Raw genomic sequence first — 12,860 nt, 5'->3', positions numbered from 1 at the left:
TTTCATTTTCTATTGCCCTTGTGTATGATATGGTAAGAGAAAAGACATATTATTTTATGATAGTAGAAAGGATTACCATTATGACTGAAAAAATGACACGAATGACACAATTTGTGAAAGAAGAAATTGCAAATGCAATTACACATGGTATCGGTGCCATTTTAAGCATCCCTGCCTTAATCATATTGATTATTCATGCCTCTAAGCATGGTACCGCATCTGCTGTTGTTGCATTTACGGTTTACGGTGTAAGCATGTTCTTACTGTACTTGTTTTCGACATTGTTACATAGCATTCACCATCCAAAAGTAGAAAAATTATTTACTATACTAGATCACTCAGCCATTTATTTATTAATCGCTGGCACATATACTCCTTTTTTACTTATTACGCTTCGTGGACCATTAGGTTGGACGTTACTCGCAATTATATGGACACTAGCAATCGGAGGTATCATCTTCAAAATTTTCTTTGTACGTCGCTTTATTAAGGCATCGACGCTATGTTATATCATAATGGGATGGCTCATAATCGTTGCTATTAAACCACTTTATGAAAATCTAACTGGACATGGTTTTTCACTACTTTTAGCAGGTGGAATTTTATATTCTGTAGGAGCTATATTCTTTCTTTGGGAAAAGTTACCTTTCAACCATGCCATTTGGCATCTTTTCGTATTAGGTGGTAGTGCGATGATGTTCTTCTGCGTACTCTTTTACGTCCTACCTACAGCATCATAAAAAAGGTTTCAGCTTAATGTAAGCTGAAACCTTTTTTATTACTTATGTAATTGTGATGCGATAACATCCTGTGTATACTTCGTTAACTCTTTAATATCCATAGTCGCATACTCTTCAGGTGTAATCGGCTTAGAAATTGTTACTGTTGCACGAGCTCGCTTCATACGATTTCCATTCGCTTCAAACATTTTATATGTCCCATCTAATGTTACAGGTAAGATTGCTACACCAGATTTTACAGCCAGATGAAAACTCCCAGCCTTAAACTCTCCAATTTCGCCACCCTTACTTCTCGTTCCTTCAGGGAAAATTACGATAGAATGTCCATTCTTCAATAGTTCAATTCCATCTTTAATCGCTTGAAGTGATTGGCGACGATCGCTACGATCCATAAATACACAATTCATAAGTTCCATCCAAGTTGGTACAACTGGGAACTTTTTAATCTCCGCTTTTGAAACGAAGCCAATTGGTTTATTTAAATAACCTAGTAAAACAGGGATATCCATATTACTCTGGTGATTACTTACAACTAGTACCGGCTTATCTTTCGGAACATTTTCAAGTCCTTTAACTTCTACTGTTCCCCCAGCTACGCGCACCATTTTCTTACCAAACCAACTTGTCGTTTTGTACACAGCGTTATCTTTTTCTTGTGGCGACATCGTATTTACTTGTCTTTTAAGACGCCACATTCTTGGTGTAATCGCAATTACGATTAAAATTAAATAAAAGATTTTAAAAAACGTTTGAATCATACAGAACCCCCACCTATTATCATTCCGACCTTCATTATACTAGACAAACGAAGGAAAAAGAAGAAAAAAAGTCCAAACAACAAGTGTTTGGACTTTTTAACCATTCTATATTAGAAACGTTTTGCTAATTCACGAGCATTAGCAATTGCTGCTTCTTTAATTTCTTGTGCTTTTTCAGGGTTTGCATTCATACCTTCAACTGCAATATATTCAGTTTCATTTACACCAATAAATCCTAATACTGTTTTTAAGTGATTGCGGCCGAAGTCTACAGCTGCGTATGCTCCTTCAGAATAAACGCCACCTGTTGCTTGAATGTGAAGTGCTTTTTTACCTTCTAATAAGCCAACTGGACCATTTTCAGTATACTTGAATGTTTTACCTGCAATTGCTAAGTTATCTAAGTATGCTTTTACTACTGGTGGATAGCTAAAGTTCCACATTGGAGTTACAAATACATAACGATCTGCATGCATAAATGTTTCTAAGTTTGTGTTCATTGCTGCAACTTTTTGTTGTTGAGCTTCAGTTAAAGCTTCAAATCCTTCACCTGCTGCAAATTTACCCCAAGCAGCGAATACATCTGCATCGATTGCTGGTACTGCAGTATTGAATAAATCAATTGTTACAACTTCATCTTGTGGATGTTCGTTTTTATAAGCTTCGATGAAAGCTTCCCCTACTGCCATTCCGAAAGAACCTTCTGCTGAATTTGGATTTGCTGTAATAAATAGTACTTTTGTCATTGTATTCTCTCCCTTTTCTACATTTTATCTTTAATTTGAGATTTATAATTTGAAAGTAAATAACTTACCTTATGTAAGTATAATACGAAAAGTTTCGTTCGATGTCAATAAAAAATAGCTACTTTTTTTTCGTAAGTTAATGATTTGTTTTGTTTTCTTAAAATTCAGTATACAGATATTAAGGATTCCTTCATAGAAAAAGGCTAGCTCTACAAATTATAGAGCTAACCTTTTATTACATATTATTTTTGAAATACATGTTTTACTTTTTCAGCTGGAATATTACTTCCGCCTCTACCTTTTACATCTTCAATCATCATAGTAATAACCATATCTGGTGAATTTAAATCAAATGCAGCGAACCAGCCTAATTCTTTTCCTTCAGCCTCTTTTGATACTTTTAATTCCGCTGTACCTGTTTTTCCAGCAAGAGTCATGCCATCAATTTTAGCAATTTTCCCAGTACCATCTGGATCATTAATTACTTTCGTCATAGCAGTTTTTAATATATCCTGATTGCCTTTTGAAATTACATTCTCTTTCCAAGCTTTTGGTTGCTTATCTGTTTTAATTATATATGGAGAAGGTATGTTTCCTTCATTAACAATTGGTGCGTACGTTAATGCTAGATGGAGTGGCGTCATTAATACTTGTCCTTGTCCATAACCTGTGTCTGCCATTTGAATATCATTTTTAATACCATCATTTGCGATTTTAGAAGCTGGGAATCCATATTCAATTGGTAATTTCTCATCGAATCCGAATTTTTTCGCTTCACTCATAAATTTATCTTTCCCGATCTTCAAAGCTTCTTGTGCGAAATAAATATTATCCGAGTATTTCATCGCCTTATCAAAATCAATCGGATTTGCATCTTTTACACGTGTTACATAATAATTACCCCAAGAAGAATCTTTTGTCCATTTTAATCCTTCAATTTTTAACTCTTCTTTTGGATCAATTGTTTTCGTTTCAAGACCGATTGCAGCTGTAATCGGCTTAAATACAGATCCTGGAACTGATAATTGTGTAAATCGATTCGTCATCGGTTTTTTCGGATCATTATTTACCGCATCACGTTGCGCTTTTGACGCCCCTCTTGTAAGGGTATTTGGGTTATAAGCTGGCGTGCTCACAAGTGCAAGTGTTTCTCCAGTCTTTGGATTAATTGCTGCACTTGATCCTACCTCATTTTTCATTTCATTATAAATTTCGGTTTGAACTGCACTGTCAATCGTTAAAGTTACATTTTCTCCATCAACAGCATCTGTTTTTGCTAAATTTTTAATTTCTTTTCCTTGTGCATCTTCTACGAAGACACGACCACCTTTTTTACCGCGTAGCTTTTCTTCCAGTACTTGCTCTAAACCAGCTTTACCTACTGGATCATCTGCTTGATAACCTTTCTTTTGTAACGTTTTTAAATCTTCAGCATTCACTTTTCCAATATAGCCAGTAAGATGTGCGGCTTCTTCTCCCAATGGATATGAGCGAACATTTACTGGCTTTGTTGCAACACCAGGTAAATCTATGTACGTATTTTGTGTTGCTCCTTCAGGCAATATTCCAATTGGTACAAGGTAATTTGGTTTTACCCATTTAGCTGCTAGTTTTTGGTCAATTTCTTCGACAGACATATTTAGTAACTTCGCTACCGTTTCTTTCGTTTGCGGAGCTGCATCCCCTAATTTTTCAGGAATCAATCCGATTTCAGAAGCTTTACCATTTACCGCAAGATATTTACCGTTACGGTCATATATTTCTCCGCGCTTCGGCTCTGTCGTTTGCATACGCACTTTACTATCTTTCGTCATGCCTGGGAATATAAAATCAGGAGTCCAATCTATTTTCCAAGATTCTTTATCTCCATCCTTTTCTTTCACCATTTTTGCTTCATGGGCAAAATTGATTTTACCACCAACAGTATCCATGCTTACTTTAAAAGGAACAGGACCTTCATCTTTTTTATCTTCTTTTACTTCTCCTGCTTCTACTTTTAAGTCTTTCACTTCAATGCCAGAATAAATTTTTTCATATTTCTCAGTGAATTCTTTCTTTGAAATATCTTTTTTCGCCTTTTCTGACAATTGATCATACATTTCTGCAAATTTTTGTTTATTCCATGCTTTTGCATATGTATCAAATGCTTCTTGTGGTTTTTCTTCTTTACCACATCCGACTAACATGAATGTTAAGCAAAGAAAAAGAATCCCCCATACCTTTCTCAATCGATTCTCCTCCTCTTTCTATCTTAATACTCTTGAAAATTTTAGCATTTTTACATGCTACCATTCATTATAGCACTATCGAATCTCATCTTTAAACCTATATTGATGGATACAAATAAAAAGATTGATGTGAATTTTCACATCAATCTTTTTTACTATTGTTGCTTCTCATATACATGATAATAGTACGTATACGGATTTTTTTCATCCGTTAAACCTTTTTCAACAAAAATTTCTTTCCAATTTGTCATATCCATTTCTGGGAAGAATGTATCTCCTTCAAATGCATGATGGATTTTTGTTATATATAACTTGTCTACGTAAGGTAAAAAGAGATCATAAATTTGCGCTCCGCCAAAAATAAAGATCTCTTCTTCATTTTTGCATAGCTCAAACACTTCTTCTACAGAATGTGCTACTTCACAGCCTTCAACATGATACCCTTCATTACGAGTTACAATAATATTACGTCTTCCAGGCAGCGGTCTACCAATCGCTTCATAGTTTTTTCTTCCCATAATAAGCGAATGACCCATCGTTGTTTTCTTTACATATTGTAATTCACTCGGTAAACGCCAAGGTAAATTATTATCTTTACCAATTACTCTATTCTCGTCCATTGCGACCATAAATGAAACTATCATCTTTTCATCTCCTCTACAATTACACTGCAACCGGTGCTTTAATTGCTGGGTGTGGATCATATCCTTCAATCGTTAAATCTTCCATTTCAAAATCAAACACAGATTTCACATCTGGATTTAATGTAAGTTTTGGGAACGGACGTGGTTCACGCGCCAATTGCTTTTCTACTTGCTCAAAATGATTCGTATAAATGTGGGCATCTCCAATTGTATGAACAAATTCTCCCACTTCAAGTCCGCATTCATGTGCAATTAAATGTGTTAGTAACGAGTAACTTGCAATGTTAAATGGAATTCCAAGGAATATATCACCACTTCTTTGATATAGCTGACAAGAAAGTTTACCGTCTGCTACATAAAACTGAAATAACGTATGACAAGGTGGTAATGCCATACTTGGTACATCTTCAGGATTCCAAGCAGATACAATTAGGCGACGTGAATCTGGCGTTTTTTTAATCATTTCAATTACATCTTTTAATTGATCAAGCGTCTCACCAGCTGTCGTTTTCCAAGCACGCCACTGCTTACCGTATACGTCTCCTAAATAACCATATTTATTTGAGAAGTCATCATCTTCTAAAACGTTCTTTTTAAACAATTCCATTTGCTCATCGTACTGAACTTTAAATTCCTCATCTTGTTGTGAGCGAAGACCGAAATCAGTCATGTCAGGACCCGTATACTCGTCACTTTCTACCCAACTCTTAAATGCCCATTCATTCCAAATGTTGTTATTATGCTGCAATAAATAACGAATATTTGTATCACCTTTCATAAACCAAAGTAGCTCACTTGCTACAAGTCGAAACGGCACTCTCTTTGTTGTTAATAAAGGAAAACCTTTACTTAGATCAAAACGCATTTGATATCCAAATACAGATACAGTGCCTGTCCCTGTACGGTCTTCTTTCTTCGTACCATGCTCCATTACATGGCGGCATAAATTTAAGTATTCATTTTCAGCATGTTTCATATGTAGAAAAACCTTCTTTCAAATCTCTAGTCTATATGGATTTTATCATAAATTTAATGCTAACAGATTGAACAAACTAAATTTATAAAAAAACATTTCTATACTTAACAAAATTCTACTTCTGTATGTTCTTACAAAATCTAAATTCATATGCGCCTGAACCTAATTTCATTTCAGGCATATCACTTGACCTCCAATCATCTTCCACTATTCGTAATGTAGCAGATGTATTTGTTGGCACATCAACGTTTAATACTGCTTGTCCATGTTCTACACGCCAATCAATTTTAATTTCCCCATATGCTGTTTCACGCTTAATACAAACCCAATCTAGATTAGAATTAAAATGAGGCTGAATATAAAAATGTTTATATGCTGGTTTTGTTTCATCCACTTCTAATCCAATAATATATCGGTATATCCATTCAACGATAGAACCATATGCGTAATGATTGTACGAATTCATACTATCATTCCAAAGGGCTCCATCCTCTTTCACACCATCCCAATGTTCCCAAATCGTTGTGGCACCTTGTTTCACTTGGTATAACCATGATGGATAATCTTCATGAAATAGAAGCTTACAAGCAAGGTCATGACGGTTAAACTTGCTTAATATTAAATTTAAATACGGTGTTCCTATAAAACCTGTTGTTAAATGATTTTTATTTTCTTTTAAAAGCTCAATTAAGCGATTAAATACTTTCTCCTTCATATTATCTTTCACTAATTCAAAAAGAAGTACTAATATGTGGGCTGTTTGTGTATTTGAAATTAACCTACCATTCGGTGTAACGAATTCATTTTGAAACGCTTGAACAATATTTCCATGTAGCTCTGCATAAAACTTAGCATCTGTATTTTCACCTAAAATCTCAGCAACCTTTCGTAAAAGCGATGTAGAATACGCATAATAAGCTGTCGCAATAAAATGCTTGTCTGTTCCGCCTTCATATACATCAGGTTTCGTATCTAATGCGAGCCAATCCCCTAAATGATAGCCTGTATCCCATAAATACTCATTTTCACCTTGTGAACGTATGTAATCTATATACTTCTTCATACTGTCATATTGTTCTTTTAAAATGGATACATCTCCGTAATGTAAATAATGAACCCATGGACAAATAATTGCTGCATCGCCCCAACCGCCAGAAGTATCTAAATCAAAGTCCGGTCTTTTCCCAAATGCATCTGGAATAACTAACGGCACTGCTCCGTTAACATTTTGGTCTAATGATAAATCTTGGAGCCACTTTTTAAAGAACAATTGGACATTCATAATTTGTGTAGCCGTCCCAATGAACATTTGTGCATCTCCTGTCCATCCGAGTCGATCGTCTCGCTGCGGACAATCTGTTGGCACATCAAAAAAGTTCCCTCTTTGAGACCACTCCACATTATGATGAAGTTGATTGATTAATGGATTAGACGTTTCAAATGCTGTCGCTTTTTCCATATCTGTATGTAATACAATCCCTTCAAAATCTGCTATTTGAGGCGGCTGGGTTAATCCACTTATTTTTACATACCTAAAGCCTTGGTAGGTAAAATGAGGTTCAAACGTTTCCTCTTCCTCTCCTTTTGCTATATACACTATTTTTTGTTTTGCCTTGCGGAGATTTCCATTATAAAAACTACCGTCTTTATTTAATATTTCAGCATGATGCAATTCTATCTTTTGTCCAGTATAAACATGACGGACTTTAAACCGAACCCAACCTACCATATTTTGTCCCATATCAATAAGCCATTCATGATTTGGTAGTTTTGAAATAGCGATTGGTTTTATAATTTTCATTTTACGAATCGCTTCATTTTCCTGTGCAACAATTATTTGTTTGGCATGCTCAATTACTTCAACATCTTCTAGCTCTTGATCACTTTCTTCTAGCCTAGCGTCATAAACTTCTCCTTCATAAATTTCCGAATACAAAATAGGGCTTGGAGTTACTTTCCATGTTTCATCTGTTACAATTTTTTCTTTCGTTCCATCTTTATACGTGATATGTACTTGAGCAATTATCGCTCTCCTTCTCCCGTAATAATTACGTACATGATGCATAGTAATCGGCCCTTTATACCACCCATTTCCTACCATTGCGGAAATATCATTTTGACCAATCTTTAATACATGCGTTATATCATACGTTTGATACAACACTCTCTTATCATAACTTGTCCATCCTGGGGTAAAATAACAATCTCCAATACGCTCTCCATTTATAGAAGCCTCGTATAATCCTAAACTAGTGATATATAAACGTGCTTTTTCAACTAATTTTTTAATAGAAAAGCTTTTATTAAAAGACATTACCTTCGTGCGCTCTTTTTTCGCAGCAATCCAGTTCCCGCTCCAATTATCTTGCCCTTGTAATCCAGTCTCCCAAAATGCTACTTCTGACCAAGCTGACTCTTCTTCATGATTATCCCATGCCTTCACTCGGTAAAAATAGCGTGTTTCCCTACTATATGAAAACGAATTGATTGGTATATATAAACTTTGATCTGTCTCTACCTTCTGCGAATCGAATACTATAGTTTGAAACTCTTTATCCTTCGCAACCTGCAATTGATACGCAAGTTGTTTTACATTTCGGTTACTCGACTCGAGTTGCCAACTAATTTTAACAACTTTCGAATCTATACCTATCGGATTATTTTTATTATCACAGCGCAATTTCTTTATTATTAGCACACTTCTTCACCATCTTTTCTAAATATTAATTTAAATTAATTATAATAAAAACAAAATTCTAAATAAATAATAATTTCATTCATCCTTACAAAATTATTAACTTTCCATATTTATAAAGGTTTTTATTTTCTATTACCGAAAGTATAGTGCGGTAGAACAAAAATTATATTTGGAGGTTAGAAGTATGTCTAAAATTGAAACGCCTGTTATGACTTCTTTACAAACAACGGTTGAAAAAATGATGAAGGATTTAAACGTTCCGGGAGCTGCTGTAGCTATTATAAAAGACGGTGAAGTTATTATTTCAGAAGGATTTGGCTATCGAAATTTAGAGACAAAAGAACCAGTTACACCGCGTACTTTGTTCGCAATTGGTTCCTCAACGAAAGCTTTTGGCACACTTTCATTAAGTTTGTTAGCACAGCAAAAAAGGTTTAATTGGGATACTCCTGTCCAGTCTTATATACCTAACTTCTCTTTATCTGAACTACTTGCTAGTTCACAAGTTACAGGACGAGATTTAGCTTCTCATCGTACCGGGGTAAGTCGTCATGATGCCCTTTGGTACAGCTCTTCCTTATCTCGAAAAGATCTCGTTGAAAAAATAAAACATTTACCACTTGATGCACCGTTCCGCACATCATTTCTATATAACAACTTAATGTATGCGACAATTAGCTATATTGTAGAAAACATAACGAATCAAACGTGGGAGCAATACACTACAGAACATATTTTAGAACCTTTAAATATGAGACATACAAACTTCTCTGTTACCGATTCACAAACGACAGATGAATACGCTTTACCTTACATTGAAAATGACGGTGAAATAAAAGAAGTTCCATTCCGCAACATTGATACCGTTGGCGCTGCTGGTTGTATCAATTCTACAATTAAAGATATGGCAAATTGGGTACTTCTTCACTTAAATGAAGGAAAATTTGGAGATCATGAATTAATCTCCTCTGAATTATTACAACAAATGTATACACCACACAATTCCATTCCAGACCAACCGGTTTTATCACTCCCTGAATCTCCATTAAATAGTTACGGTCTTGGTTGGTTTATTAGCGCTTATCGTGGTAAAAAAGTGATTCATCATGGCGGTAATATCGATGGATTTTCAGCGCTTGTTTCATTCATACCAACAGAAAACATAGGCCTTGTCATTTTAACGAATGCTGGAGGAACATTACTTCCTACTTATCTCGCTAATCAAATTTATGACGAACTACTTGAATTAGAATCCATTGATTGGCATAAACGTGCTGTAGAAGATACTGAAAAAATGAAGGAAATGATGAAAGAAGCAACTGAATCCCTCCCAGAACAAATGAAAGGGACTACACCTTCGCACAAGTTAGAGGATTATACTGGTACTTTTGAACACCCTGCATACGGAACATTACAAGTATACAAACGAGATGATTCGTTATTTGTACAATTTATGGAGATGGACATTCAATTAACGCATCATCATTACGACATCTTTTCTGCAAAAGTTGATTTATTCCAAATGAAAATGAGTTTATTATTCGCTTATGAAATGAATGTGAGTGGTGAATTTCCATCGCTTCAGTTACATGTGCCAGCTACACTTAGTACTCAGCCACTTGCATTTAAGAAAACAAAATAAATATTTTAAAGAGGGACGATAACTCTTCCCTCTATTCCCCTTTTCTCTATGCAAAAAGGATAATACATAAAGGATACCGAATTCTATTATTTATCTAATTAAATTATCCGGAGGAAAAGCTATGTACACAGAAATTTTCAAAGAAGTTGTTTCAATTACTCATCACGATTATTCAGGCTGTATAGATAAGAAGGGATGGGACGATCCCACTACTTATTTACATTCAATCGAGAAACTAGAGGAACAAGGAGAACTAACACCAGTACGCTTTACTGAAATTGTAAATGACTACTTACTAGACTATAAAGACAATCATATGTTTTTCAAAATTAGCACTAGCGATCAACCTCTTAACAATGTGGGCTTCCAAGTGAAAAGATACGAAGATCGCTTATATATTACATCTACTTCAGCTGAAAAAAGAGTAAAAAAAGGACAAGCTATCCTTGCATTAGACAATATGAAAATCCCTGATTTATTAATAAAATATAAGAAGTATTTAAATGAGAATTCATATGAACGTGAAAAATGGGGATATGTTTTATCAAAGTTTTCAAATTGTACACTTATAGATGAAAATGGATTGACCCACACAATTACTTTACAAAAGTATAAACAGAGCAAATATACACCTATATATTCAATAGAAAAATGTAATAAAAATACACTCTTAATTACTTTGACGGACTTCGCAAATGCTGAAGCTATCAATACATTATTAGACTCACACAAAGATGAGCTTAATGCTTTTCCAAATTTAATCATAGATGTGCGATTAAATCGTGGCGGAAGTGATGATGCATTTTTCAACCTACTTCCTTACTTATTTGAAGACAAAGAAATTTCTCTTTTCGATTCTTCAGAAACAATGCAATTAAATCATACAGAACGAAACTTTCATTTACGTATGAAAGACATCGAAAGGGAAGATTATGATTCTTTAGACGAACTTTCCAAATTATTCACTAATATGTTTATTCAAGATTTAAAAAAGAATTATAAAAAAGGATTCGTTACATTTAATACTTCTAGTTTACCAAAAGAACTTCAATCATTAAAAATACACGGACGAAAATCACCTAGTAGAGTAGTTATATTAACAGATGTTACATGTGGGAGTTCTGGCGATTCTTTTGTGGAAGTTGCAAAAAAATCATTGAAAGTAAAAGTAATAGGTCGTCCTACTGCTGGTGTAAATGATTATTCTAATTTAGCAGTAATGGAATGGGCTGATACATTCGCTCTTTACTACCCTACTTCACGACTTTCCATTATAGATAAAGGCGAAGGAATGTCCGGAATTGGTATACAACCACATATACATATCCCGTGGACTCCAGAACATATACAAGAAGATGTAGATTTAAAATTAGCATTGCAACTACTTCAAAACGAAGAATGGTAAAAAATAAAAGGCAGATGTGATTCACACCTGCCTTTTATTTTTTATATCAATTTTTTCTGGTTGAAACCAAATTGGCTTTAATAGCTCAAAGTCTTTATGATCCTCTAAAACTACAGTAAGACGCTCTAGCATATCATCTAACATATGTGGTGCTGCTCGTAATGTCCAGACAACTGAAGAGAAAACTGTCATGCCAACGTACACCGCATATAATTTCCAGAACTCCTCTGGTATTCTCCCACTAAAGTATCCTTCTATTTGTCCGATTGAATACGGAATACTAATGTCTCTTGCAAATAGTGCAATTTTTACGAAATCATGAAGTGGGTCGCCCCAATCATAACCATTTAAATCAACAACACCTACATATTTCCCATCCTGTACAATTATATTTTCTAAATGAAAATCATCGTGTTGAAATCGATTTGGGCGGTTTTGTAAATACATTTCATTTTCATCAATAAACTTAATGATTTTATCATCATTTTTTATTTTTATTCCGCATGTTTTGTATGCCTCTACATATTTTTGGTGTTTTTTCATTGCTCTTTCATACCATGGAAGTATATCATTAGGAGCTTCATATGTATGCATTTTCGCTAAATCTTTTCCTGCCTCTATACCAATTTCATATTGTTCTTTTGGTGAATATGTAGGCAATAGCTTCTTCGCATCTTCCCCTTCTAAATATGAAAAAATACTATAGCATACACCTTCTTCTTCCAATATACCTATTTCAATTGGCCTTTGTGCCTGTACGTTAAGTTTTACCATTTCATTTAAAATTTGAAACTCTATTTTTCTTCTTTCATACTCTTGTATATCGCCAATCCGTAACAAATATTTTTCCTCATCAATTGTCGTAACTATATATTTCTTATCCGGTGAAAAACCTTTAGAAATTTCTACAATATTCGTTGCATCTTTTACTATTTGTATATTGTTTTGCCATGTTGTAATTGTTTTCATGTATATTCCCCCCTTACATTTCTACATTTGGTGTATACGCTACCCAAAATTACA

At 34.5% G+C, this 12,860-nt stretch carries 10 protein-coding genes; 3 read left to right on the top strand and 7 right to left on the bottom strand.

Translation table 11 applies throughout. The features are described 5' to 3' along the window. Positions 1–80 precede the first annotated feature (80 nt). Entirely contained in the window at positions 81–740 is a 660-nt protein-coding gene (trhA, locus tag ACTFRN_RS13320; protein WP_000136895.1) for a PAQR family membrane homeostasis protein TrhA, read from the top strand. 38 nt (positions 741–778) lie between these two features. On the opposite strand, the gene ACTFRN_RS13315 is transcribed toward trhA, so the two are convergent. From ACTFRN_RS13315 to ACTFRN_RS13290, 6 genes are all read right to left on the bottom strand, one after another. Further along, positions 779–1,498, bottom strand: coding sequence for a lysophospholipid acyltransferase family protein (locus ACTFRN_RS13315; RefSeq protein WP_000616593.1), 720 nt, complete (start codon positions 1,496–1,498; stop codon positions 779–781). 110 nt (positions 1,499–1,608) lie between these two features. Further along, a complete protein-coding gene (locus tag ACTFRN_RS13310; protein ID WP_000170014.1) occupies positions 1,609–2,244 on the bottom strand; it encodes an FMN-dependent NADH-azoreductase in 636 nt (211 codons plus the stop codon). Positions 2,245–2,486: 242 nt separating this feature from the next. Continuing rightward, positions 2,487–4,472 carry a penicillin-binding protein 3 gene (gene pbpC / locus ACTFRN_RS13305; protein WP_001233539.1) on the bottom strand — a complete coding sequence of 662 codons (1,986 nt, stop codon included), beginning with the start codon at positions 4,470–4,472 and terminating at the stop codon, positions 2,487–2,489. Between the two features lie 155 nt (positions 4,473–4,627). Continuing rightward, positions 4,628–5,116, bottom strand: coding sequence for a dihydrofolate reductase (locus tag ACTFRN_RS13300; protein WP_014893782.1), 489 nt, complete (start codon positions 5,114–5,116; stop codon positions 4,628–4,630). 19 nt (positions 5,117–5,135) lie between these two features. Beyond that, entirely contained in the window at positions 5,136–6,092 is a 957-nt protein-coding gene (locus ACTFRN_RS13295; protein ID WP_000679600.1) for a thymidylate synthase, read from the bottom strand. A 115-nt stretch (positions 6,093–6,207) separates the two neighbouring features. Then, positions 6,208–8,790, bottom strand: coding sequence for an alpha-L-rhamnosidase (locus ACTFRN_RS13290; protein ID WP_049122570.1), 2,583 nt, complete (start codon positions 8,788–8,790; stop codon positions 6,208–6,210). A gap of 184 nt (positions 8,791–8,974) precedes the next feature. Here ACTFRN_RS13290 and ACTFRN_RS13285 point away from each other — a divergent pair, with 184 nt between their 5' ends. Together ACTFRN_RS13285 and ACTFRN_RS13280 are read left to right on the top strand one after the other, a co-directional pair. Continuing rightward, a complete protein-coding gene (locus tag ACTFRN_RS13285; RefSeq protein ID WP_000034340.1) occupies positions 8,975–10,432 on the top strand; it encodes a serine hydrolase in 1,458 nt (485 codons plus the stop codon). A 121-nt stretch (positions 10,433–10,553) separates the two neighbouring features. Continuing rightward, entirely contained in the window at positions 10,554–11,837 is a 1,284-nt protein-coding gene (locus ACTFRN_RS13280; protein ID WP_000287830.1) for a S41 family peptidase, read from the top strand. A 21-nt stretch (positions 11,838–11,858) separates the two neighbouring features. Here ACTFRN_RS13280 and ACTFRN_RS13275 read toward each other — a convergent pair whose 3' ends face one another. Further along, positions 11,859–12,806, bottom strand: a complete 948-nt coding sequence (locus ACTFRN_RS13275) for an aminoglycoside phosphotransferase family protein (protein ID WP_000849689.1) — start codon at positions 12,804–12,806, stop codon at positions 11,859–11,861. Positions 12,807–12,860 lie beyond the last annotated feature (54 nt).

It is taken from the genome of Bacillus cereus group sp. MYBK245-2 (assembly GCF_051916145.1).
Classification (GTDB): domain Bacteria; phylum Bacillota; class Bacilli; order Bacillales; family Bacillaceae_G; genus Bacillus_A; species Bacillus_A pacificus.
The sequence above is the reverse complement of the archived record's forward strand: the minus strand, read 5'-3'. Positions and strand labels throughout refer to the sequence as shown.

Bases quoted from the DNA above. Each gene is read 5' to 3' on its own strand.
- ACTFRN_RS13280 (WP_000287830.1), top strand. From the start codon at position 10,554: ATGTACACAGAAATTTTCAAAGAAGTTGTTTCAATTACTCATCACGAT.
- ACTFRN_RS13315 (WP_000616593.1), bottom strand. From the start codon at position 1,498: ATGATTCAAACGTTTTTTAAAATCTTTTATTTAATTTTAATCGTAATT.
- ACTFRN_RS13285 (WP_000034340.1), top strand. From the start codon at position 8,975: ATGTCTAAAATTGAAACGCCTGTTATGACTTCTTTACAAACAACGGTT.
- ACTFRN_RS13310 (WP_000170014.1), bottom strand. From the start codon at position 2,244: ATGACAAAAGTACTATTTATTACAGCAAATCCAAATTCAGCAGAAGGT.
- ACTFRN_RS13300 (WP_014893782.1), bottom strand. From the start codon at position 5,116: ATGATAGTTTCATTTATGGTCGCAATGGACGAGAATAGAGTAATTGGT.
- ACTFRN_RS13275 (WP_000849689.1), bottom strand. From the start codon at position 12,806: ATGAAAACAATTACAACATGGCAAAACAATATACAAATAGTAAAAGAT.
- trhA (WP_000136895.1), top strand. From the start codon at position 81: ATGACTGAAAAAATGACACGAATGACACAATTTGTGAAAGAAGAAATT.
- ACTFRN_RS13295 (WP_000679600.1), bottom strand. From the start codon at position 6,092: ATGAAACATGCTGAAAATGAATACTTAAATTTATGCCGCCATGTAATG.